This window comes from Shimia biformata, from assembly GCF_016888515.1.
GTDB lineage: Bacteria > Pseudomonadota > Alphaproteobacteria > Rhodobacterales > Rhodobacteraceae > Shimia_A > Shimia_A biformata.
On the sequence record NZ_JAFEJK010000001.1, the window covers coordinates 1709920 to 1732022 of the forward strand.

19 protein-coding genes and 1 riboswitch are annotated in these 22103 nt (G+C 63.4%); of the genes, 14 read left to right on the top strand and 5 right to left on the bottom strand.

What is annotated here, in order from left to right:
* Positions 1-117: 117 nt before the first annotated feature.
* Positions 118-930, top strand: a complete 813-nt coding sequence (locus JQ863_RS08255) for a bifunctional allantoicase/(S)-ureidoglycine aminohydrolase (RefSeq protein WP_204113817.1) — start codon at positions 118-120, stop codon at positions 928-930.
* 57 nt (positions 931-987) lie between these two features.
* Here the strand turns inward: JQ863_RS08255 and bhcR are convergent, their stop codons facing one another.
* The gene (gene bhcR, locus JQ863_RS08260; protein ID WP_204113818.1) at positions 988-1797 is read right to left on the bottom strand and encodes an HTH-type transcriptional regulator BhcR; all 810 of its coding nucleotides are present in this window, start codon (positions 1795-1797) and stop codon (positions 988-990) included.
* Between the two features lie 199 nt (positions 1798-1996).
* Here bhcR and bhcA point away from each other — a divergent pair, with 199 nt between their 5' ends.
* The 7 genes from bhcA (at position 1997) to JQ863_RS08295 (ending at position 11510) form a co-directional block, all read left to right on the top strand.
* On the top strand, positions 1997-3184 hold the full coding sequence (bhcA, locus tag JQ863_RS08265) for an L-aspartate--glyoxylate aminotransferase BhcA (RefSeq protein ID WP_204113819.1): 1188 nt from the start codon (positions 1997-1999) through the stop codon (positions 3182-3184).
* On the top strand, positions 3184-4152 hold the full coding sequence (bhcB, locus tag JQ863_RS08270; RefSeq protein WP_204113820.1) for a beta-hydroxyaspartate dehydratase BhcB: 969 nt from the start codon (positions 3184-3186) through the stop codon (positions 4150-4152). The genes bhcA and bhcB overlap by 1 nt, the downstream gene beginning before the upstream one ends.
* 138 nt (positions 4153-4290) lie before the next feature.
* Complete coding sequence (gene bhcC, locus JQ863_RS08275) at positions 4291-5445, top strand: 3-hydroxy-D-aspartate aldolase BhcC (RefSeq protein WP_204113821.1); 1155 nt, start codon at positions 4291-4293, stop codon at positions 5443-5445.
* Positions 5446-5646: 201 nt separating this feature from the next.
* Positions 5647-7092, top strand: a complete 1446-nt coding sequence (locus JQ863_RS08280; protein WP_204113822.1) for an NCS1 family nucleobase:cation symporter-1 — start codon at positions 5647-5649, stop codon at positions 7090-7092.
* 76 nt (positions 7093-7168) lie between these two features.
* Positions 7169-8134, top strand: a complete 966-nt coding sequence (gene bhcD, locus JQ863_RS08285; RefSeq protein WP_204113823.1) for an iminosuccinate reductase BhcD — start codon at positions 7169-7171, stop codon at positions 8132-8134.
* Between the two features lie 72 nt (positions 8135-8206).
* Positions 8207-9205: a type I glyceraldehyde-3-phosphate dehydrogenase gene (locus JQ863_RS08290; protein ID WP_204113824.1), complete on the top strand. Its 999-nt coding sequence runs from the start codon at positions 8207-8209 to the stop codon at positions 9203-9205.
* Between the two features lie 31 nt (positions 9206-9236).
* Positions 9237-11510: an NADP-dependent malic enzyme gene (locus JQ863_RS08295; RefSeq protein ID WP_204113825.1), complete on the top strand. Its 2274-nt coding sequence runs from the start codon at positions 9237-9239 to the stop codon at positions 11508-11510.
* 43 nt (positions 11511-11553) lie between these two features.
* Here JQ863_RS08295 and JQ863_RS08300 read toward each other — a convergent pair whose 3' ends face one another.
* A complete protein-coding gene (locus JQ863_RS08300) occupies positions 11554-13326 on the bottom strand; it encodes an SLC13 family permease (RefSeq protein ID WP_204113826.1) in 1773 nt (590 codons plus the stop codon).
* A 120-nt stretch (positions 13327-13446) separates the two neighbouring features.
* On the opposite strand from JQ863_RS08300, the gene JQ863_RS08305 reads away from it, so the two are divergent.
* Positions 13447-14196: a YebC/PmpR family DNA-binding transcriptional regulator gene (locus tag JQ863_RS08305; RefSeq protein WP_204113827.1), complete on the top strand. Its 750-nt coding sequence runs from the start codon at positions 13447-13449 to the stop codon at positions 14194-14196.
* 59 nt (positions 14197-14255) lie between these two features.
* Here JQ863_RS08305 and JQ863_RS08310 read toward each other — a convergent pair whose 3' ends face one another.
* A complete protein-coding gene (locus JQ863_RS08310) occupies positions 14256-15143 on the bottom strand; it encodes a LysR family transcriptional regulator ArgP (RefSeq protein WP_204113828.1) in 888 nt (295 codons plus the stop codon).
* 112 nt (positions 15144-15255) lie between these two features.
* On the opposite strand from JQ863_RS08310, the gene JQ863_RS08315 reads away from it, so the two are divergent.
* Both JQ863_RS08315 and JQ863_RS08320 read left to right on the top strand, forming a co-directional pair.
* Positions 15256-15852, top strand: coding sequence for a LysE/ArgO family amino acid transporter (locus JQ863_RS08315; RefSeq protein WP_420826276.1), 597 nt, complete (start codon positions 15256-15258; stop codon positions 15850-15852).
* 100 nt (positions 15853-15952) lie between these two features.
* The gene (locus JQ863_RS08320) at positions 15953-16885 is read left to right on the top strand and encodes a DMT family transporter (RefSeq protein WP_239113236.1); all 933 of its coding nucleotides are present in this window, start codon (positions 15953-15955) and stop codon (positions 16883-16885) included.
* An 8-nt stretch (positions 16886-16893) separates the two neighbouring features.
* Here the strand turns inward: JQ863_RS08320 and betI are convergent, their stop codons facing one another.
* Entirely contained in the window at positions 16894-17475 is a 582-nt protein-coding gene (gene betI / locus JQ863_RS08325; RefSeq protein WP_204113830.1) for a choline-binding transcriptional repressor BetI, read from the bottom strand.
* A gap of 105 nt (positions 17476-17580) precedes the next feature.
* On the opposite strand from betI, the gene betA reads away from it, so the two are divergent.
* From betA to bluB, 3 genes are all read left to right on the top strand, one after another.
* Entirely contained in the window at positions 17581-19248 is a 1668-nt protein-coding gene (betA, locus tag JQ863_RS08330) for a choline dehydrogenase (RefSeq protein WP_204113831.1), read from the top strand.
* 100 nt (positions 19249-19348) lie between these two features.
* Positions 19349-19588, top strand: a complete 240-nt coding sequence (locus tag JQ863_RS08335) for an HP1242/YdcH family protein (RefSeq protein ID WP_204113832.1) — start codon at positions 19349-19351, stop codon at positions 19586-19588.
* Positions 19589-19714: 126 nt separating this feature from the next.
* A riboswitch (cobalamin riboswitch) is annotated at positions 19715-19893 on the top strand.
* A 46-nt stretch (positions 19894-19939) separates the two neighbouring features.
* A complete protein-coding gene (gene bluB / locus JQ863_RS08340) occupies positions 19940-20620 on the top strand; it encodes a 5,6-dimethylbenzimidazole synthase (RefSeq protein WP_204113833.1) in 681 nt (226 codons plus the stop codon).
* Between the two features lie 19 nt (positions 20621-20639).
* Here bluB and JQ863_RS08345 read toward each other — a convergent pair whose 3' ends face one another.
* Positions 20640-22040, bottom strand: a complete 1401-nt coding sequence (locus tag JQ863_RS08345) for a helix-turn-helix domain-containing protein (RefSeq protein ID WP_204115100.1) — start codon at positions 22038-22040, stop codon at positions 20640-20642.
* Positions 22041-22103: the final 63 nt, after the last annotated feature.

Below are 22103 nucleotides of genomic sequence, written 5' to 3' on the forward strand. Positions count from 1 at the left end.
CTACCCAATGGGGCGCCGCCATTTTCAAAGAATCCAAGGTAATGCTTCAGGAGGGCGGGCCATTTCACTTGCCCCCGCTTCGGTGTTTGATGGACCCAGTTCAACGAAAGCCGCAACATGACCGATTATTACGCTCCGACCGGCGGATTGCCGCCCCAGACCCAGCTTCTGACCGACCGCGCCGTGTTCACCGAGGCCTATGCCGTCATCCCGCGCGGCACCATGCGCGATATCGTGACCTCGTTCCTGCCGCATTGGGACAGGGCGCGGTTCTGGGTGATTGCCCGCCCCATGAGCGGCTTTGCCGAGACCTTTTCGCATTACATCTCCGAGGTTGCCCCCGGTGGCGGCAGCACCAGGCCTGAGCCGGACCAGGGGGTGGAAGCGGTCCTTTTCGTGGTTGGCGGCGCGATCACCCTGACGCTGGACGGCACAAGGCACGAGATGGGCGAGGGCGGCTATGCCTTCATCCCGCCCGGCGCGGACTGGTCGGTTTTGAACGAGGGGCAGTCACATGCCCGGTTCCACTGGATTCGCAAGCGGTATCAAGCGGTTGACGGGATCGACGCGCCCGAGGCCTTCGTCACCAATGAACAGGATGTCGCCCCGGCCTGGATGCCCGACACCAACGAGGTCTGGGGCACCACACGGTTTGTCGACCAGACCGACCTGCGTCACGACATGCATGTCACCATCGTCACCTTCAAGCCCGGCGGGGTGATCCCGTTCCCCGAAACCCACGTGATGGAACACGGGCTTTACGTGCTTGAGGGCAAGGCGGTCTATAAGCTGAACCAGGACTGGGTCGAGGTGGAAGCGGGCGACTATATGTGGCTGCGCGCCTTCTGCCCGCAGGCCTGTTACGCCGGCGGTCCGGGGAATTTCCGCTACCTGCTTTACAAGGACGTGAACCGTCACATGAGCCTGTAGCGCCGGACGGGGGGCCAGCCCCCCGACCCCCCCGAGGTATTTTCGGCAAGAGGAAGATCAGACAGCCGCGCCCAATGCGCGGCTGAGGTCTTTTGCGGCCTCGGCAACCTTGGTTCCGATGTCGGTGATATGCGCATTGGTCAGACGGTGCGTCGGCCCGGAAACCGAGATTCCGGCCACCGCTTCGCCATGCAGGTTCAGAATCGGCGCGGCAAGGCAGCGCATGCCGATGGTGCGTTCCTCGTCATCATGGGCAAAACCACGGGCGCGGGCCTCGGTCAGGTTGGCGTGCATGGCGGCGGCGTCGGTGATGGTGTTGGGCGTGAACGCTTCAGGGTTTTGGGTCATCAAGAGGTCGATGCGCGTAGCGGGCGCGACCGACAAAAGCGCCTTGCCAATCCCGGACGAGTGCAGGGGCGACAGGGTGCCCGGCGGAAAGAAGGCGCGGATGGTTTCATGGGTTTCGACCTGGCTGAGAAACAGGACCTGATCGCCACGTTCGACGCCAAGGTTCGCGGTCTCGCCGGTTTCTTCCATCAGGCGGCGCATCACCGGGCGGGCGCGTTCGACCAGGGACGAGCGGCGCAGGAAGGCCGATCCGGTGCGAAAGGCGTTTGCGCCCACGTGCCAGGTCTGGTCGGCGGGGTCGGTTTCGGCCATGCCGCGCGCCGCGAATGTGGTCAGGATGCGATAGACCGTGGCCGGGGACTGGTCCAGCACTGCCGCCAACTCGCTGAGGGTCTGCCCGCCGCCCGACGCCAGCTGATCCAGCACGTCAAGCGCGCGATCGAGCGCCTGAATGCGGGTGGCCTCGGTCTTGTCATGGAAGGATTTAGGGCGGCCCCGTGGCTTGTGAGAGGAGGGCATGATGGCGGTACTTTCATCGGGTTTTGAACAGTTCCTTGAATATTTTGAAAAACGTTTTCTTTCAATGAAAAATTATAAGTTGCTGAAAAGAAATGGGTAAGTGGTCGATTTTGCCTGCCGAAAAATGATTTCGAAAAAATTGCCTTCCTGTGGCGCGGGGCGCATCCTGACTGCAAGACATGCCAAGGAGGGCGTTCCCATGAGTTTCCAGAACCCGGTTTTCATTCCCGGCCCGACCAATATGCCCGAAAGCCTGCGCCGCGCGGTGGACATGCCGACGCTGGACCACCGGTCGTCTTTGTTTGCCGAGATCCTGCATCCCGCGCGCGCGGGTGTGAAACAGGTGCTGAAATCGCAGACCGCCGAGGTGTTTTTCTTTCCCTCGACCGGGACCGGCGGCTGGGAAACCGCGCTGACCAACACGCTGTCGCCCGGTGACACGGTTCTGGCGGCGAGGAACGGGATGTTCAGCCACCGCTGGATCGACATGTGCCAGCGTCACGGGCTGGACATGCAGGTGGTCGAAACCCCGTGGGGGCAGGGCATTCCCGCCGACCGGTTCCAAGAGATCCTGACCGCCGACACCGGCCACAGGATCAAGGTGGCTTTGGCAACCCATAACGAGACAGCAACCGGCGTCAAATCCGACATTGCCGCTGTCCGCGCCGCGCTGGATGCCGCGAACCATCCGGCGATGCTGTTTGTCGATGGGGTCAGCTCGATCGCGTCGATGGATTTCCGCATGGATGACTGGGGCGTCGATATTGCCGTCACCGGGTCGCAAAAGGGGTTCATGCTGCCTGCGGGTCTGGCCATCGTCGCATTCTCGCCTCGCGCGATGGCGGCTGTCGAGACCGCAACCCTGCCGCGCACCTTCTTCGATATCCGCGACATGGGGCGCAGCTATGGTGCCAATGGTTATCCCTATACCCCTGCGGTCGGGTTGCTGAACGGGCTCAATCAAAGCTGTCAGATGCTGCTGGACGAGGGGTTGGACAATGTCTTTGCCCGCCATGCCCGGATTGCCGACGGGGTGCGGGCGGCGGTCCATGCCTGGGGGCTAGAGCTGTGCGCGGTGTCGCCTGACCTGTGGTCCGACACGGTGAGCGCGATCCGCACGCCCGAAGGGTTCAATGCCACCGACATCGTCACCCATGCCGCCGATACCTATGGCGTCGCCTTCGGTGTCGGTCTGGGAGAGGTCGCCGGCAAGGTGTTCCGCATCGGCCACCTTGGGTCTTTGACGGATGTCATGGCGCTGTCGGGCATTGCCACGGCCGAGATGTGCATGGCCGATCTGGGGCTGAATATCACGCTGGGGTCCGGCGTGGCGGCGGCGCAGGAGGTCTATCGCCAAACGGCCCGCCCGCTGAAGGCGGCGGCGTGATGAAGGATAGTGCGATGTATATCCCGACCTATGATGACATGCTGGCTGCGCATGACCGCATCCGGCCGCATATCCGGCAGACCCCGGTGCGGGTCTCGGACTATCTGAACGAACTGGCGGGGTGCCAGCTGTTCTTCAAATGCGAGAACTTCCAGGAACCCGGTGCCTTCAAGGTGCGCGGGGCGGCGAATGCGGTGTTTGGTCTGGATGATGCGCAGGCGGCCAAGGGCGTTGCGACGCATTCCTCGGGCAACCATGCGTCCTGCCTGTCCTATGCCGCGATGAAGCGGGGCATCCCCTGCAACGTGGTCATGCCGCGCACCGCGCCGCAGGCCAAGAAGGATACGGTGCGCCGCTATGGGGGGATGATCACCGAATGTGAGCCCTCGACCAGCAGCCGCGAGGAAACCTTTGCCAAGGTGCAGGCGGCGACGGGCGGCGATTTTGTGCATCCCTATAACGATCCGCGGGTGATTGCCGGGCAGGGGACCTGCGCGAAGGAATTTGTCGAGCAGGTCGACGGGCTGGACGCCGTGGTCGCCCCCATTGGCGGCGGCGGCATGATTTCCGGCACCTGCCTGACGTTGTCGACTCTGGCGCCCGAAACGGCGGTGATTGCGGCGGAACCGGAGCAGGCGGATGATGCCTATCGCAGCTTCAAGGCCGGGCATATCATCGCCGATGACGCACCCAAGACGATTGCCGATGGCCTGCTGGTGCCGCTGAAAGACCTGACATGGCATTTCGTGTCGACCCACGTGGCCGAGATTTACACCGCCTCCGAGAGTGAGATCATCGAGGCGATGAAGCTGGTCTGGAAACACCTGCGGATCGTGATGGAACCCTCAAGCGCGGTGCCGCTGGCAGTGATCCTGAAGAACCCGCAGGCGTTCAGGGGCAAGCGGGTCGGCGTGATCGTGACGGGCGGCAATGTCGATCTGGATCGGCTGCCTTGGCTCGGAACCTGAAGATTCGCGGCGTCTGACCCGCGGGGTGGGCGAGAAGCGCCCGCCCCATGGGGGCGGGTCGGGCGCTGCCCGCGCGAGGCGCGCGGGCTTGGACAACAAAGACACCCCTGTCACATTGGAGACAAAACGGTGAAAGACATGACAAACTTCGACGCATATGAAGTTGGCTTCGACATTCCCGCCAAGCCGGGCATGGCCGAGGCGGATATCCAGACCCCGGCGCTGGTCCTCGACCTCGACGCGCTGGAACGCAACATCACCAAGATGGGCGACTATGCCAAGGCGCACGGGATGCGTCACCGGGTGCATGGCAAGATGCACAAATCGGTGGATGTGGCGAAGCTCCAGGAACGTCTGGGCGGCGCGGTTGGCGTCTGCTGCCAGAAGGTCAGCGAGGCCGAGGTTTTCGCGCGCGGCGGCATCAAGGACATCCTCGTGTCAAACCAGGTACGCGATCCGGCCAAGCTGGACCGTCTTGCCCGGATGCCGAAACTTGGCGCGCGGGTGATTGTCTGTGTCGATGACATCGACAATGTCGCTGAACTGTCGGCGGCTGCCACCAGGCACGGCACCACGCTGGAATGCCTGGTCGAGATCGACTGCGGCGCGGGGCGCTGCGGGGTGACCACGTCCAAAGCCGTGGTGGACATCGCCAGGGCGATCAACGCCGCCGAGGGGCTGCGCTTTACCGGCATTCAGGCCTATCAGGGCGCGATGCAGCATCTGGACAGCTATGACGACCGCAAGGCCAAGCTGGACGTGGCGATTGCGCAGGTGCAAGAGGCGGTGGACGCGCTGAAGGCGGAAGGCATCAACTGCGAGCTGGTCTCGGGCGGGGGCACCGGGTCTTATTATTTCGAAAGCAATTCAGGCGTTTACAATGAATTGCAATGCGGCTCCTACGCTTTCATGGATGCTGATTACGGTCGTATCCTTGACAAGGATGGCAACCGCATCGACCGGGGCGAATGGGAAAACGCGTTTTTTATCCTCACGCAAGTGATGAGCCACGCCAAGGCGGACAAGGCCATCGTGGATGCGGGTCTCAAGGCGCAATCGGTGGACAGCGGCCTGCCGGTGGTCTTTGGCCGCGACGATGTCGAGTACATCAAATGCTCGGACGAACATGGCGTGGTCATGGACCCTGAGGGCGCGCTGAAGGTTGGTGACAAGCTGCGGCTGGTGCCGGGCCACTGTGACCCCACCGCCAATGTGCATGACTGGTATGTCGGCGTGCGAAACGGCGTGGTCGAAGCGGTGTGGCCGGTCTCGGCGCGCGGACGTGCGTATTAATTCCTCAGGTGGTCTGAAATTCGGGCAGATTGGCGGAAACACGCCGCCGATTTGCCGACGGTGCTGACGGGTCGGCTGGTTCCCGCCACCTCTGCGGCGGATCCGTGCTTTTTTCCCGAGGCGAGTTGCCCGGTCTTCGGCTGCCATACTAAGGGCAAACCGTGCCCGGCACTTGAATGCAAACAGCAAAGGAAGCGCGACATGACAACACTTGAACAACATCACGTGCCACACGGCGGCACGATGGACCCGGAAGGCACTGGCACGCTGAACCCGGTTGGCGCCGACGAAAAGACTTGGGGATGGTTCGCGATCTTCAATATCTGGGCCAATGATGTGCAATCGCTGTTTGGCTATTCACTGGTCGCGTCGCTGTTCATTTCCTATGGCGTCGGCGGCTGGACGGCCTTTGCCGCGCTGGTTGTGGCCGGGCTTTTTGTCATGTGGATGGTCAACCTCTCGGGCGCCGCGGGCGAGAAATACGGCATCCCCTATCCGGTTCTGGCACGCGCCAGCCTTGGCACGTCGGGCGCGAAACTGCCGGCGGTTCTGCGGGCGACGGTGGCGGTGTTCTGGTACGGCGTTCAGGTCTATTTCGCCTCGACCGCGCTGGCCTTGCTGATCCATTCGGTCACCGGCATCGGTGGCGGCGCCGAATATCTTGGTCTGACCGTGGTGGACTGGGTGTCCTTCCTGCTGGTCTGGGCCTTTCACATCGTCATTTTCTGGCGCGGGATGAACTGGGTCGAAACCTTCCTCAACATTGCCGGGCCGTTTGTCTACCTCGTGATGATCGGCCTTGTCATCGTGCTGTGGCAGCGGTCGGACGGGCAGCTTCTGTCGGCCACGGCGACGATCTTTGCCAATCCCGAAGGCACCGTCTGGACCGAGTTCAAGGGCTTCATCGCCATCGTCGGCACCATGGTCGCCTATTTCGCGGCGGTGATGATCAACTTCTCGGATTTCTCGCGCTATGCCAAGGACCGCCCGGCCATGGTTAAAGGCAACCTTGCCGGCCTGCCGTTCAACATGATCCTGTTCTCGGCGCTGGCGCTTCTGACCACCGGCGGCGCGGCGGTGGTGTTCGGCGAAGAGATCACCAATCCGACGGAAATCGTCGAACGCACCGACAGCGTGCTCTTGGGGATCATCGCCGCTATCACCTTCTTTGCCGCCACGGTGGGCATCAACCTGGTGGCCAACTTCATCCCGGCGGTGAACGGGATCGCCAACCTGAAGCCGGAGAAGATCAGTTTCCGCGCGGCCGGGCTGATTACTTCGGTCTTTGCACTGGTCATCGGCGGTCTGTGGGTCAGCTTCATTTCGTCGGTCGGCATCAGCGGGTTCGTCAATACGCTGGGCGCGACGCTGGCCCCGATCTTCGGCATCATGATCGTGGACTACTACCTGCACCGCAAGGAAGAGCTGGTGCTGGATGACCTCTATGACATGGACGGCGGCACCTATCATTTCGACAATGGTTGGAACGGTGTCGCGGTAAAGGCCTTTGCCGTCGCCGCGATCTTCTCGGTGGCGACGGTCTGGGTGCCGTGGTTCGAGGTGCTGTCCGGCTATAACTGGATCATCGGCGCCGTTCTGGGCGGGGTCATTTACGACCGGCTGGTCAAGGCAAAACAATTGGCCTGACGACCTCCGTCGCAAGGCCACAATCCGCGCCCCGGCCCGGTCGGGGCGCACCCAAAACGGAAGGAGAGCAGGGACCATGTGGATCGTGCCTGAAAGCGAGATTGCGGCCCTGGTGTCGCGCGAGGCGGCGTTTGATGCGGTCGAAAAGGTGTTCGCGGCCATGGCCTCGGGCGAGGCGCGGAATTTCCCTGTCGTGCGCGAGGCGCTGGGCCACGAGAACGCGCTTTATGGCTTCAAGGGCGGGTTCGACGCGGCGGGTGGCGCGCTGGGCCTCAAGGCGGGCGGATACTGGCCGCACAACCTTGAACGGCGCGGGCTGATTAACCACCAGTCCACCGTGTTCCTGTTCGACCCCGACACGGGCCGCGTGTCCGCGATGGTGGGCGGCAACCTTCTGACCGCGCTGCGCACTGCGGCGGCATCATCCGTGTCCATTGCCCATCTTGCCCGCAAGGACGCAAAGGTCATGGGCATGGTCGGTGCCGGGCACCAATCCGTGTTTCAGCTGCGCGCCGCGCTGGAACAGAGGGATTTCGACAAGGTGATCGGCTGGAACCTGCATCCCGAACACCTGTCGCGTCTGGAAGAGGTCGCATCCGAAAAAGGGCTGCCGTTCGAGGCGGTCCCGCTGGAAGGGCTGAAAGAGGCGGATGTGATCATCACCATCACCTCAAGCTTCGACGCCATCCTGACCACCGACCACGTCAGCCCCGGCACCCATATCGCCGCCATGGGCACCGATACCAAGGGCAAGCAGGAACTGTCCGCCGATCTGGTCGCGGCGGCCACGGTTTTTACCGACGAGGTGGCGCAATCGGTCTCGATCGGCGAGGCGCAGCATGCCGTTCTGGGGGGGCTGATCGGCGAGGGCGACATCACCGAAGTCGGGGCCGTCATCAACGGCGCCGCACCGGGCCGCGTCAGCGCCGACCAGATCACCCTGTTTGACGGCACCGGCGTCGGGTTGCAGGACCTTGCGGTGGCCGCCTCGGTGGTCGAGTTGGCTATTGCAAAAGGTGTAGCGATCGAAGTTGCGGTCTAGGGCATTCTGGGCTGGTCATTTGCCCGCGAAACGGGTGAAGTGGCGGTCCTACATGTCACGCGGGAACAGGCAATGACCACAGCTCCGATCCGGGTATTCATCAACGGGTTCGGCCGCATCGGGCGGACCCTTTTGCGCATCCACGCCAAGGGCGGGTTCGACGATATCGAGATCGTTGGCGTCAACGACATCGAGGACCTGGAGACCTGCGCCTATCTCTTTGAATATGACAGCGTGTTCGGGGTCTATCCGGGCAGCGTCGAAACGCGGGATGGCGCGCTGGTCGTCGATGGCCGCGCGATCCCCTTCCATGGCAGGGCGGATATCGCCGGGATGGATCTTTCCGGCGTCGACCTTGTGCTGGAATGCACCGGCATGGCCGGAACCCGCACCGTGGCCGAGCGCGGCCTGCGCGCCGGGGCCGGGGCGGTGCTGATTTCCGGCCCCTCGGACGAGGCCGACGTGACCGTGGTTCTGGGGGCAAACGAAGACGACCTGAAAGACCACCGCATCGTGTCCAACGCCAGTTGCACCACCAACGCGCTGGCGCCGCTGTTGAAGCTGCTGGATGCCCGGTTCGGCCTGATCTCGGGACATATGACCACGGTGCATTGCTATACCGGCAGCCAGCCCACGGTGGACAAGCCGCGCGGCGACCACGTGCGCAGCCGGGCGGCGGCGCTGTCGATGGTGCCGACGACCACAAGCGCGCAGAAACTGATCGGGGATGTGCTGCCGCATCTGGCGGGGCGGGTCGAGGCACGCGCCGTCCGGGTGCCGACCGCCTCGGTCTCGGCCATCGACCTGACCATCCAGACCGAACGTGCCGCCGACGTGACTTCGGTCAATGCGCTTCTGCGCGAGGCGGCGCAAAGCGGGCGGGTGCTTGGCTGGACCGAAAAACCGCTTGTTTCAACGGATTTGCGGGCGCGGCCCGAGTCGCTCATAGTGGCGGGGCGCGAAACATCCCTGTCGGTCGGCGGCCTGCTGCGGGTCTTTGGCTGGTATGACAATGAATGGGGCTTTTCCAACCGCATGTTGGACATGGCCCGCCTGATGGGACGGCGATAGCCGGTCCGCACGTGATTTGAGGGAGGGTTCAATGCCGGATCACAAGGCGCAAAGCGACCGCGAGGCCGCACTTTATTATCACGAATTCCCGAAACCCGGTAAGCTTGAGATCCGCGCGACCAAGCCCATGACCACGGGCCGCGACCTCAGCCGCGCCTATTCTCCGGGGGTGGCGGAAGCCTGCCTTGAGATCGAGAAAAACCCGGCCGATGCCGCGCGTTACACGTCCAAGGCAAACCTTGTTGCGGTGATCTCGAACGGCACGGCGGTTCTTGGTCTTGGCAATATCGGGGCGCAGGCCTCGAAGCCGGTGATGGAAGGCAAGGCGGTCCTGTTCAAGAAGTTTGCCGGGATCGACTGTTTCGACATCGAGGTGAACGAAACCGACCCCGAGAAACTGGCCGATCTCGTGGCCCGGCTTGAGCCGACCTTTGGCGCGGTGAACCTTGAGGACATCAAGGCGCCGGATTGCTTCCTGGTCGAGAAGCTTTGCAAGGAACGGATGAACATACCCGTTTTTCATGACGACCAGCACGGCACCGCGATCGTTGCCTCAGCTGCGGCCTATAACGCATTGATTGTCGCCAAGAAAAAGGCCGAGGACATCAAGGTTGTGGCGCTTGGTGCGGGGGCGGCAGGGATTGCCTGTCTCAAGATGCTGATGACCATGGGGGTCAGGCATGAAAACATCCTGATGCTGGACTCCAAGGGCGTGGTTCACACCCAAAGGAACGACCTGACGCCGGAAAAGGCCGAGTTCGCGCAAGCCACCGACAAGCGCACCACGCTTGAGGCGATGGAGGGGGCGGACCTGTTCCTGGGCGTGTCCGGGCCGGGGTTGCTGACGCAAGAGATGGTGCGGCAGATGGCGGACAATCCGATCATATTCGCACTGGCCAACCCGACGCCGGAAATCATGCCCGAAGAGGCACGCGAGGCGGCGCCGAACGCGCTGATTGCCACCGGGCGCAGCGACTACCCCAACCAGGTCAACAATGTGCTGTGCTTCCCGTTCATCTTCCGGGGGGCGCTGGATGTCGGCGCAACCGAGATCAACGACGCGATGAAACTGGCCTGCGTCGAGGCCATTGCCCGCATCGCGCGGGAAACCACCTCGGCCGAGGTTGGTGTTGCCTATCGCGGTGAGACACTGAATTTCGGACCCGATTACCTGATCCCGAAACCCTTTGATCCCAGGCTGTTACCGGTCATTGCTCATGCGGTTGCCAAGGCCGCGATCGATTCGGGCGTGGCCACGCGCGAGATTGATCTTGACGCTTACAAAGCCCAGCTTGAGGCCCAGATCTTCCGCTCGTCGATGATCATGCGCCCGGTCTTCGAGGCCGCCCGCGCCAGCCATCGCCGGGTGGTCTTTGCCGAAGGTGAGGACGAGCGCGTGCTGCGTGCGGCGCAGGCGCTGATCGAGGAATCGGGTGACATGCCGGTGCTGATCGGTCGGCCTGAAGTCATCGACATGCGCATCGAACGGGCTGGGCTGAAGATCAGGCCGGGCGAGGATTTCGAACTGGTGAACCCCGAAAGCGATGCCCGCTTCCGTGACTACTGGAAAACCTATCACGGCATCATGCGGCGGCGCGGGGTGACGCCGGATCTGGCCAAGGCGATCATTCGCACCAACACCACCGCCATTGCCGCCGTCGCGGTGCATCGCGGCGATGCCGACGCGATGATCTGCGGCACCTTTGGCGAGTATCGCTGGCACCTCAACTATGTCACGCAAGTGCTTGCAAACAAAAACCTTCGTCCGCAGGGGGCCATGTCGCTGATGATCCTCGACAAGGGGCCGCTGTTTGTCGCCGACACCCATATCCATATCGAGCCAACACCCGAACAGGTGGCCCAGACCGTGCGCGCCTGCGCCCGCCATGTGCGCCGTTTCGGGGTGGAACCGAAAGTCGCGCTGTGTTCGGGGTCGCAATTCGGAAATCTCGACAGCCGGTCAGGTCAGGTCATGCGCGATGCGCTGGAACTGTTGGATCAGCAGGAGATGGATTTCGAATACGAGGGCGAGATGCAGACCGATGCCGCCCTTGACCCCGAACTGCGCGAAAGGTTGTTCCCGGATGGGCGGCTGACCGGCAAGGCCAACGTGCTGGTCTATTCCAACACTGACGCGGCGGGCGCGACACGCAACGTTCTGAAGGCGGTGGCGGACGGGCTGGAGGTTGGTCCGATCCTGATGGGCATGGGCAACCGCGCCCATATCGCGACGCCGTCGATCACCGTGCGGGGGCTGCTGAACATGGCGGCGCTGGCGCGGACGGAAGTGTCGCATTACGGGTAAGACAGTCGCCCGGCGGCAACGCCGGGCGCTGCCCTTGAGCATTTCACAACGGCCAGAACACCAATATCGCCGGGATCGACACGGCAACCACGATCACCTCAAGCGGCAGGCCCATACGCCAGTAATCGCCAAAGGAATAGCCGCCGGGCCCAAGGATCAGCGTGTTGTTCTTGTGTCCAATCGGGGTCAGGAAGGCCGAGGACGCCGCCACCGCCACCGCCATCAGGAATGGATCGGCTGACACGCCCAAGGACGCGGCCATCTGGATACCCACGGGTGCGGCGACAATTGTGGTGGCGGTGTTGTTCAGCACATCCGACAGGGTCATCGTCACCACCATCAGCACCGTCAGCACGACCCAGGCCGGCATGCCCGCCGTCAGCCCCACCAGCGACTCGGCGATCAGCTTGGTGCCGCCAGCCGTCTCCAGCGCCGCGCCCAGCGGGATCATCGACCCCAGAAGCACGACAACCGGCCATTCGATCTGGTCGTATAGTTCGGCAATTGGCACGACCTTCATCAGCACATAGGCCACCACCACGAAACCCAGCGCGATGGGCAGATAGATCAGCCCCACCGATGCCGCCACCACCGCCGCGACAAAGACACCGATTGCCGCCCAGGTCTTGGTATTGGCCGTCACCACCAACCCACGTTCCGCCAGCGGCAGGCAGCCCAGCCAGTCCACCACATCGGCGCGGCGGTCCTTGGGGACCAGCAAAAGCAGGATATCGCCGGGCTGGATCACCTCGCGGCGGATCTGTTTCGTGATGCGCTTGCCCTGCCGGGAAATGCCCATCAGCACCGACCCCATGCGCCACGGCAGCCCCAGCGACAGGGCGGTCTTGCCCGCAATGCGCGAGGTTTCCGAGACCACGACCTCGATCACATCCAGCCCGTCGGCGGCGGCCTTCAGCTTTTCCTCGCGCTTTTCGTCGGCGAAATCCAACGACAGCGCGGCGCGGAACTCGTCCAGCGCCTCGGGCGTCGCCTCAAGGACAAGGATGTCCCCGGCCTGAAGCGCGACGCGGCGGGCGTTGCCATAAAGCCGCTTGCCCGCGCGGATCACCCCCAGCAGCGCGACGTCTGCTTCATCGGCCTGGGTTTGCAGCTCGCCAAAGCGCTTGTCGATCAGCTTGCTTTCCTTGGGGACCGTCAGTTCGGCCATGTATTGCGCGATATCGGCGACCTCCGCCCCGGCATCGCCGCGTTTCGGGATCAGCCGCCAGCCAATGAGCGAGACAAAGATCAACCCCGCAATCGCCGCCAGCCCGCCCACGGGGGCAAAATCGAACATCCGGTAAGGCGCGCCGATGGCGTCTTCGCGGATCGCGGCGATGATGATGTTCGGCGGCGTGCCGATCAGCGTCGCCATGCCGCCAAGGATGGTGGCGAATGAAAGCGGCATCAGTGACAGGCCCGGGCTGCGCCCCGCCTTGCGTGCCGTCTGGATATCGACCGGCATCAACAGCGCCAGCGCCGCGACGTTGTTCATGAAGGCCGACAGCACAGCGCCGATCCCGCCCATCAGCGCGATATGGCTGCCAAGACCACGGGCGCTGTCAACCAGCGTGCGGGTGATCAACAGGACCGCCCCCGACCGCACCAGCCCCGCCGAGACCACCAGCACCAGCGCGACAACCACCGTTGCCGGATGGCCGAAACCTGAAAACGCGTCCTTCACGGGCACCACGCCCAGAACCACTCCGGTCAGAAGTGCGGTGAAGGCCACAAGGTCATAGCGGAATCGCCCCCACAGAAGCAGGCCGAAAACCGCACCGAAAAGCGAAAAAAGAATGATTTGATCTGTCGTCATGGCGCGAGGTTAGCGTCTTCCTTTCCCGCTGACGACCATGATTTTTCGTGCCCGCTTGAACACCCCATATGCGCTGGTCTATATGGGGCGGAACCTGAAAAACACGACAGGACGTGACGTATGGCCGGCCATAGTAAATGGGCAAATATTCAGCATCGCAAAGGGCGTCAGGACGCCGCGCGCAGCAAGCTGTTTTCGAAGCTTTCCAAGGAAATCACCGTCGCCGCCAAGATGGGCGACCCGGACCCGGACAAGAACCCGCGTCTGCGTCTGGCGGTGAAGGAAGCCAAGGGCCAGTCGATGCCCAAGGACAATATCGAACGCGCGATCAAGAAGGCGATCGGCGGCGAGGGCGACGCCTATGAGGAAATCCGTTACGAAGGCTATGGCCCCAACGGGGTGGCGGTGATCGTCGAGGCGATGACCGACAACCGCAACCGCACCGCGTCGACCGTGCGCTCGACCTTTTCCAAGAACGGCGGCAATCTGGGCGAGACCGGGTCCGTCGGCTTCATGTTCGAACGCAAGGGCGAGGTGGTCTATCCCGCCAGCGCCGGTGACGCCGACACCATTATGATGGCCGCGATCGAGGCCGGGGCCGAGGATGTCGAAAGCTCGGAAGACGGGCATTACATCTGGTGTGCGGACACGGACCTCAACGACGTCTCGACCGCGCTTGAGGCGGAACTGGGCGAATCCGACGCCACCCGTCTGGTGTGGAAGCCGACCACCACGACCGAGCTGGACCTTGACGGAATGCAGAAACTGATGCGCCTGATCGAGGCGCTTGAGGATGACGACGACATTCAGCGCGTGACGGCCAATTTCGAAGCCTCCGACGAGGTCATGGAGCAGCTTGGCGCCGAGTGATCCGGTCCTGAAACGTCAAAAAGCGGCGTCCCGTCTGGGGCGCCGTTTTCATTGGGGGGTCAGTCGGGAATGGCCAATCCCCGCCGCGCCGCCCGCCGCACCGCGCGACCCAGCGGGTCCAGAACGTCGCGCAACAGGCGGGTGCTTTGCCAGAACAGCGGCACGTCCAGCGTGACACCGGGCACCAGTTCGACCAATGTCCCCTGTGTCAGGTGATCCGCCACCAGCGGCGCGGGGTTCATGCCCCATCCCATGCCCAGCAAGCAGGCGGTGACAAAACCCTGTGACGAGGGCAGGCCGTGGTTGCCCGGCGCGACGCTTTTGCCGGTCACGGTCCTGATCCAGCGCGCCTGCAACTCGTCCTTTTCGTCATAGCGCAGGGCGGGGGCGGCGTGGATGGCGGGGGCGGTGACCCCGTCGGGGAACCACCGCGCGACGTAGTCCGGGCTGGCCGTGGCGTGATAGCGCAACGTCCCCAGCGGCCGGATATCGCAGCCTGCCACCGCGCGGGGCAGGGCGGTCACGGCGGCGGCGACCTCGCCGCGTCTGAGCCAGTCGGCCGAGAACTCCTGATCGTCGACCACCACGTCAAACAGAATGCCCTCGATCCCCGAAAGCGCGGGCAGGAACCATGTCGCCAGGCTGTCGGCATTGACCGCGACGCGCACCCGCGCCGGACCACCCGGCGACAGCGCGGCGATGTCGCGGGCAAGCTGCGCCTCAAGCAGGCCGACATGGTTGGCATGGGCGGCGATGCGGCGGCCTGTCTCGGTGCCGGTGCAGGGGCTGCCACGGCGGACAAGGATCGTCCCGACCCGGTCCTCAAGCGCCTTCAGCCGCTGCGACACCGCCCCCTGTGTCAGGCCAAGATCCCGCGCTGCGGCCTCGAAACTGCCGGTTTCCAGAATGGCGGCAAGGGTGGCGACGTGACGGGGGTCGAGTTGCATTAAAGTTCCTAATGATAGGTCAGAAGGTTTAAATTGCTTAAACAAGATCGCCGCAGTAGGCAATCCCGGCGACCACGGGCGTGCAGGCAACAGAAAGGCAATACGCGGCATGATGACGGAATTCACCACGGGCTTTGCACTCAGCTTTTCGCTGATCATGGCGATCGGGGCGCAGAACGCCTTTGTGCTGCGCAACGGGCTGCGGGGGACACATGTTCTGCCGCTGGTGCTGACCTGTGCGATCTCGGACGCGATCCTGATCTCGGCGGGCGTCGCGGGGTTCGGCGCGCTGGTCGAACGTTTCCCGCTCATGCTGGACGTTGCCCGCTATGGCGGTGCGGCGTTCCTGTTGATTTACGGCGCGATCAGTTTCCGCGCCGCGTGGCGCGGCGGCGAGGCGCTGGACACCAGCGGCGGCAACGGGGCGTCATTGCAGAAGGCGATCATAACCTGCCTGATGCTGACCTGGCTCAACCCGCATGTCTATCTGGACACGGTGCTTTTGCTGGGTGGCCTGTCATCGCAATATGCCCACCCATGGCGCTTTGGGGCCGGGGCGATCATGGCCAGTTTTGTTTTCTTCTTTTGTCTTGGGTTCGGCGCCCGTCTGTTGCGCCCGGTCTTTACCAGTGCGCGCGCCTGGCAGGGGCTGGATGTGGCGGTTGGGGTGACCATGTGGGCGATTGCGGCGGGGTTGGTGCTGAACTGATCCGGGCCGAAATATGAGTATTTGCGCAAGAAAGAAGCCCATAGCAAAGGCAGGTAGTCGTTAACTTGTTTTCTATCTCGACAAGGCCGGTGATTTCGGTATGAGTATCGGCATGGATGCCGCGACACCCGATACACAAAGCAAATCGCCAATGGTCGGCGTGTTCTGGATGCTGATTACCGGCGTCTGTTTCGTCGCCGTGACCGCATTGGTCAAGACGCTGGGCGACCGTGTCCCGGCCGCCGAATCCGCCTTTCTGCGCTATGTACTGGGATTGGTTTTCCTGATCCCGATGATCCGCCCGATCCTGCGAGAGCGCCTGACACGGCGTCAGGTCAAGCTGTTTGCCTTTCGCGGCGTGGCCCATACGCTGGGTGTGATCCTGTGGTTTTACGCCATGACGCGCATCCCGATCGCCGAGGTCACGGCGATGAATTACCTGTCGCCGGTCTATGTCACCATCGGCGCGGCGCTGGTCCTTGGTGAAAAGCTGGCGGCGCGGCGGATCACCGCCATTGTGGTCGCGCTTCTGGGCGCGCTGATCATCCTGCGCCCCGGTTTCCGAGAGGTCAGCCCCGGCCATATCGCCATGCTGGGCACTGCCGTGTTCTTTGCCATGGGCTATCTCACCGCGAAGATCCTGTCGGACGAGGTTTCGCCGACGGTGGTGGTGGGGATGCTGTCGATCACCGTGACCATCGGCCTTGCGCCCTTTGCCGCCGCGGTCTGGGTGACGCCGACAATGTGGGATCTGGCGACGCTGTTCGCGGTCGCCTGTTTTGCCACGGCGGGCCACTACACCATGACCCTTGCCTTCGCCGCCGCGCCGATCACGGTGACCCAGCCGGTCACTTTCCTGCAACTGGTCTGGGCGGTCCTTCTGGGCTGGCTGGTCTTTGACGAAGCGCCGGACCTCTGGGTCATTCTTGGCGGTGTCCTGATCATCGGCGCGATCAGTTTCATGACCTGGCGCGAGGCGATGGCAAAGCGGCGTCAGACCACGCCGTCGATCGTTTCGACAAACAAGGCCTGACGGCGGGCTTATTCCTCGGCGTCGATCAGAAGCCGCGCCACCCGGCGGGCCTCGGCGCGGGCGTGGGCCGGGTCAAGCCGGGCGGACTGCGCTGCTTCCAGCCACACGCCATCCATGTAGTTCTGCAACGCCTCGCGGACGGTTTCCATGCGCGACGCGGACACAAGCTGCCGCAACTCGGCGCGGAAATGCGACGTCACCCGCGCGCGGTTGATCCGGTGCAGCCGCGCCAGCGATGGGGTGTGGGGGGCATTGGCCCAGAACTGCATCCAGATCGAGCATTGTTCGACCGTGAAAAGCCGGTCGTCAAAATTCGCGTCCAGCACCGCCATCAGCCGTTCGCGCGGTGACCCGGCCAGTGCATAGCGGTCCAGCATCGCGGTTTTCAAGGTTTCCAGCAGGCGGCGCATGGTCGCCTCCATCAGCTTTTCCTTGGAGCCGAAGTAATAGTTGATGCTGGCTGCCGACGCCCCGGCCTCGCGTGCGATTTCGGCCATGGTGACAGCGGCATAGCCACGGCGATGCACCGCCGAAATCGTCGCCTGTATCAGTTCCTCGTGCCGGATATCGCGGATGCGTGTTCTGCCCATGGGCGCATTTTGCCGCTTGGGGGGGAAGTTGCAATATTGTCTGTACAATTAAAAATTAGTATCACCATTCAAGAAATCTCGACTCTGGACAAGAAGGCCCCGGCAATGACGCAGAAATCGGCGCAATACGTGATTGTCGGCGCAGGCTCGGCCGGGTGCGCGATGGCCTATCGGCTGGCCGAGGCCGGGAAGTCGGTGATCGTGGTCGAGTTCGGCGGCACAGATGCCGGGCCGTTCATCCAGATGCCTGCCGCGCTGAGCTATCCGATGAACATGTCGCGCTATGACTGGGGCTATCTCTCGGAACCCGAGCCGCATCTTGGCAACCGCCGCCTGGTCTGTCCGCGCGGCAAGGTGGTGGGGGGATCGTCGTCGATCAACGGCATGGTCTATGTGCGCGGCCATGCCCGCGATTTCGACCATTGGGCCGAGGTCGGCGCGGATGGCTGGGGTTATGCCGACGTGTTGCCCTATTTCAAACGGATGGAGACCTGGCATGACGGCGGTCACGGCGGCGACCCCACCTGGCGCGGCAGCGACGGGCCGTTGCACGTCACTCGGGGTCCGCGCACAAACCCGCTGTTTCATGCCTTTGTCGACGCAGGGCGGCAGGCGGGCTATCCGGTGACCGGGGATTACAACGGCGAACAGCAGGAGGGGTTCGGCCCGTTCGAACAGACCGTATGGAAGGGGCGGCGCTGGTCGGCGGCCAATGCCTATCTGAAGCCCGCGCTGCGTCACGACAATTGCGCGCTTGTGCGCGGCTTCGTGCGGCGCGTCGTGATCGAACAGGGCCGCGCCACCGGGGTCGAGATCGACCGCGGCGGAAAGACCGAGGTCATCACTGCCCAGAAAGAGGTCATCATTGCCGCCTCGTCCATCAACTCGCCCAAGCTGTTGATGCTGTCGGGGATCGGACCGGCGGCGGATCTGCGCGACCACGGGATCGAGGTCATCGCCGACCGCCCCGGTGTCGGTGCCAACCTTCAGGATCACCTTGAGGTCTATGTGCAATATGCCTCGAAACAGCCGATCACGCTTTACCGCTATTGGAACCTCTTTTGGAAAGGGGTGATCGGGGCGCAATGGCTGTTTTCCAAGACCGGGCTGGGGGCGTCGAACAATTTCGAAAGCTGCGGCTTCATCCGGTCGCGGGCGGGGATCGACTACCCGGATATCCAGTTCCATTTCCTGCCGATCGCGGTGCGCTATGACGGGCAGGCGGCGGCCGAGGGGCACGGGTTTCAGGCCCATGTCGGGCCGATGCGCTCTCCGTCACGCGGCGCGGTCACGCTGGCCAGCGCCGATCCCGCCGAAGCACCGAAAATCCGCTTCAACTACATGTCGACCGAACAGGACTGGCAGGATTTTCGCCAATGCATCCGCCTGACGCGGGAGATATTCGAACAGGACGCAATGATGCCCTTCGTCAAACACGAGATTCAGCCCGGAAACGCGCTGCAAAGTGATGACGAGATCGACAGCTTTATCCGCGAACACGCCGAAAGCGCCTATCACCCCTGCGGCACCTGCCGGATGGGGCGCGCGGATGATCCCGGTGCCGTGGTCGATCCCGAAACCCGCGTGATCGGGGTGGATGGGTTGCGCGTCGCTGACAGCTCGATCTTCCCGCGTATCACCAACGGGAACCTCAACGCGCCCTCGATCATGGTGGGCGAAAAGGCCGCCGACCACATCCTTGGCCGCACGCCGCTGGCCCCCGCCAACGACCAGCCCTGGCTGCACCCCGACTGGCAGCACAGCCAGCGCTAAAATCCGCAAAGATTCACGGCGTTCTTGATCCGCGTCAAAGTGCGCGCGATGCGGGCGGGTCTAGGCTCTGACCAAGCCAAGAAAAAAGGAGCGCACGCACATGTCCCATACCCCCCATGAACTGGCCGAGGAATTCCCGGAATTCGTCGAGAAAATGCACGACCTCAAGGTCTCGGACGCGCATTTCGCCAAGCTGTTCGATGAATACCACGACCTCAATCGCAAGGTGCATCAGGCCGAAACCAACGTGAAACCGCGCGAGGAACTGGCCGAGGTCGATCTGCGCAAGCGGCGCGGCGCGCTGAAGGACGAGATTTACGCCTACCTCAAGGCGAACTGATCTGTCTGAAATGACAGGCGTAGGGGGCTGCGAAAAACCGCGGCCCCCTTCTTTCTTGTCCAAATACTCATCCTTGCCCGCAGCCTGACGCGCCGCCGATCCCCTTGCCATGACGATTGTGATCTGGCATCCGAAGGCATGTCAGGTGCCCCTTGCAAGGGGAGAATCGGGAAGCCGGGGAAGAACCGGCGCGGGCCCGCCGCTGTAACGGGGATGAGACGGCACATGCCACTGGAGCACTCCGGGAAGGCGCCGTGTCTCAGGTGATCCGAAGCCAGAAGACCGGCCTGGCAACATCAGCTTCCGCGTTTGGACGGCGCGGCGGCAGTGTCACGTTGAAGGAGGCCACCCGTGCCCGAACCGTCCAGCTGCGCACCGCAATCCGCGCGCGTTTTCTCTGCACAGGAAAAACAGGCGCTTTACGATGTCATCGCCCACCGCCGCGATGTGCGGAACGAGTTTCTGCCCGATCCGATCGAGCCCGCAACCCTGAACCGCATTCTGGCCGCCGCCCATGCCGCCCCGTCGGTCGGGCTGTCGCAGCCGTGGAATTTCATCCTGATCCGCGATCCCGGCCGGCGGGCGCAGGTGAAGGCCGCGTTCGAACAGGCCAATACCGAGGCGCAGGCGATGTTTCCCGCGGCCAGACGCTCGGCCTATGGCGCGCTCAAGCTTGAAGGGATCGAGAAGGCGCCGCTGAACATCTGCGTCACCTGCGACCGCACGCGCGGCGGCAAGGTGGTGCTGGGGCGCACGCATAACCCGAACATGGACCTCTATTCGACGGTCTGCGCGGTGCAGAACCTGTGGCTGGCGGCGCGGGCCGAAGGGGTTGGGGTCGGTTGGGTCAGCATCTTCAACGAGGATGACGTGAAACCCATCCTGAACCTGCCCGACCATGTCAGCATCGTCGCCTATCTTTGCGTCGGCTATGTCGATCAGCTGTTCGACGGGCCGGAACTGGCCGCGCGCGGCTGGGCGACGGCGGCGGACCTGGCCGAGGTCGTGCTGGACGAGACCTGGGCCGGGTAGGGGGCGAAGGTGGCCGGGGTCAGCCGACCTCGTAAGGCACCACCCCGCGCAGGTCGGGATTGATGTTCAGCCGCCGCTCCAAGGGCGGGACCGAGCGTTGGTGACAGTCGGTCCGCTCGCAGATGCGGCAGGAAATGCCAATCGGCTCAAAGGCTTGCGGATTGTTGATGTCCATGTGGTCGGCATAGACCAGCGCGTCGGCATAACGCACCTCGCATCCCAGCGCGATGGCATAGCGGCGGATCGGCGCGCCGTAATGCCCGCCCGATTTCGACACGTCCCGCGCCAATGAAATATAGCGCACCCCGTCGGGTGTCTCGGCCAGTTGCCGCAGGAACTGGCCCGGCGTTTCAAAGGCACGATGCACGTTCCACAGCGGGCAGGCGCCGCCATAGCGGGCAAATTGCAACCGCGTCGCCGAGTGGCGCTTGGTGATCGTTCCGGCCTGATCGACCCGCACGAAAAAGAACGGGATGCCCTTTGCGCCGGGCCGTTGCAGGGTCGAGAGCCGGTGCGCCACCTGTTCGATCGACGCGCCAAAGCGGTTGGCCAGAACCTCAAGATCGTGGCGCGTTTCATGCGCCGCCTTCAGGAAACGGCCATAGGGCATGACCGCGGCCCCGGCAAAATAGTTCGCCAGCCCGATCTTGGCGATGTCGCGGGCGGCGTCGGATTGGAACCGGGCCAGGTCCAGTGTTGCTTCCAGAAGCTTGTCCCGCTCGATCAGCGCCACCTGCAGCAACAGTTGGAACCGCTGCGTTTCGGTCGGGACACGGGTCGAGATGAACAGGGTGCGGCTGTCGCGTTCATAGCGGCGCAGGGGCGCGGCGTCACTGAATTCGACCGTGACCCCGGCGGCATTCAACGCCTGCACCGCGGCGGCGCGAATGTCGCCCGATCCTTCGGCTTTCTCGGCAAACCGTTCGGCGGCATGGTCCACCGCGTCGATATAGTTGTCGCAATAGTGGAAGAAATCGCGCACCTCGTCCCAGGGGCTGGGCTGCATCTGCATTTCCTGCCGTCCCAGCGCCTCATCCAGCGAGGCCAGCCTTTCGTGGGTCTGGCGATAGGCGCGGTGCAATTGCAGAAACGCCCGCGCCAGTCCCGGCGCGTTGGAGGCGACCAGCCGCAGATCGGCCAGCTGCGCGTCATTTTCGGCCAGAACCGGGTCGGCCAGCGCCTCGCGCATGTCCGAGACCAGCCGCTCGCTGTCGCCCGACGAGAGTTCGGTCACATCCAGCCCGAACTCCTGCGCCAGCGCCAGAACCACCGTGGTCGAGACGGGCCGGTTGTTGTTTTCCATCTGGTTCAGATAGGGCAGGGACACCCCCAGCTTGCCGGCAAACAGCTTCTGGGTCAGGTTCAGGCGCATGCGGATTTCCCGCAGCTTTGCACCGGCATAGAGTTTCTGGGTCGCCATGACGCGTTTCATCCCGCATTGCTGACTTTGCGGGTGCAAACATAGCTTTGCAAAGCGTCGGCG

Coding starts and splice junctions, on each gene's coding strand:
- JQ863_RS08255 (WP_204113817.1), top strand. CDS start 118: ATGACCGATTATTACGCTCCGACCGGCGGATTGCCGCCCCAGACCCAG.
- JQ863_RS08345 (WP_204115100.1), bottom strand. CDS start 22,040: ATGGCGACCCAGAAACTCTATGCCGGTGCAAAGCTGCGGGAAATCCGC.
- JQ863_RS08335 (WP_204113832.1), top strand. CDS start 19,349: ATGTCCCATACCCCCCATGAACTGGCCGAGGAATTCCCGGAATTCGTC.
- JQ863_RS08290 (WP_204113824.1), top strand. CDS start 8,207: ATGACCACAGCTCCGATCCGGGTATTCATCAACGGGTTCGGCCGCATC.
- betI (WP_204113830.1), bottom strand. CDS start 17,475: ATGGGCAGAACACGCATCCGCGATATCCGGCACGAGGAACTGATACAG.
- JQ863_RS08320 (WP_239113236.1), top strand. CDS start 15,953: ATGAGTATCGGCATGGATGCCGCGACACCCGATACACAAAGCAAATCG.
- betA (WP_204113831.1), top strand. CDS start 17,581: ATGACGCAGAAATCGGCGCAATACGTGATTGTCGGCGCAGGCTCGGCC.
- JQ863_RS08300 (WP_204113826.1), bottom strand. CDS start 13,326: ATGACGACAGATCAAATCATTCTTTTTTCGCTTTTCGGTGCGGTTTTC.
- bhcB (WP_204113820.1), top strand. CDS start 3,184: ATGAAGGATAGTGCGATGTATATCCCGACCTATGATGACATGCTGGCT.
- JQ863_RS08310 (WP_204113828.1), bottom strand. CDS start 15,143: ATGCAACTCGACCCCCGTCACGTCGCCACCCTTGCCGCCATTCTGGAA.
- JQ863_RS08280 (WP_204113822.1), top strand. CDS start 5,647: ATGACAACACTTGAACAACATCACGTGCCACACGGCGGCACGATGGAC.
- bhcA (WP_204113819.1), top strand. CDS start 1,997: ATGAGTTTCCAGAACCCGGTTTTCATTCCCGGCCCGACCAATATGCCC.
- bhcR (WP_204113818.1), bottom strand. CDS start 1,797: ATGCCCTCCTCTCACAAGCCACGGGGCCGCCCTAAATCCTTCCATGAC.
- bhcC (WP_204113821.1), top strand. CDS start 4,291: ATGACAAACTTCGACGCATATGAAGTTGGCTTCGACATTCCCGCCAAG.
- JQ863_RS08305 (WP_204113827.1), top strand. CDS start 13,447: ATGGCCGGCCATAGTAAATGGGCAAATATTCAGCATCGCAAAGGGCGT.
- bhcD (WP_204113823.1), top strand. CDS start 7,169: ATGTGGATCGTGCCTGAAAGCGAGATTGCGGCCCTGGTGTCGCGCGAG.
- JQ863_RS08315 (WP_420826276.1), top strand. CDS start 15,256: ATGACGGAATTCACCACGGGCTTTGCACTCAGCTTTTCGCTGATCATG.
- JQ863_RS08295 (WP_204113825.1), top strand. CDS start 9,237: ATGCCGGATCACAAGGCGCAAAGCGACCGCGAGGCCGCACTTTATTAT.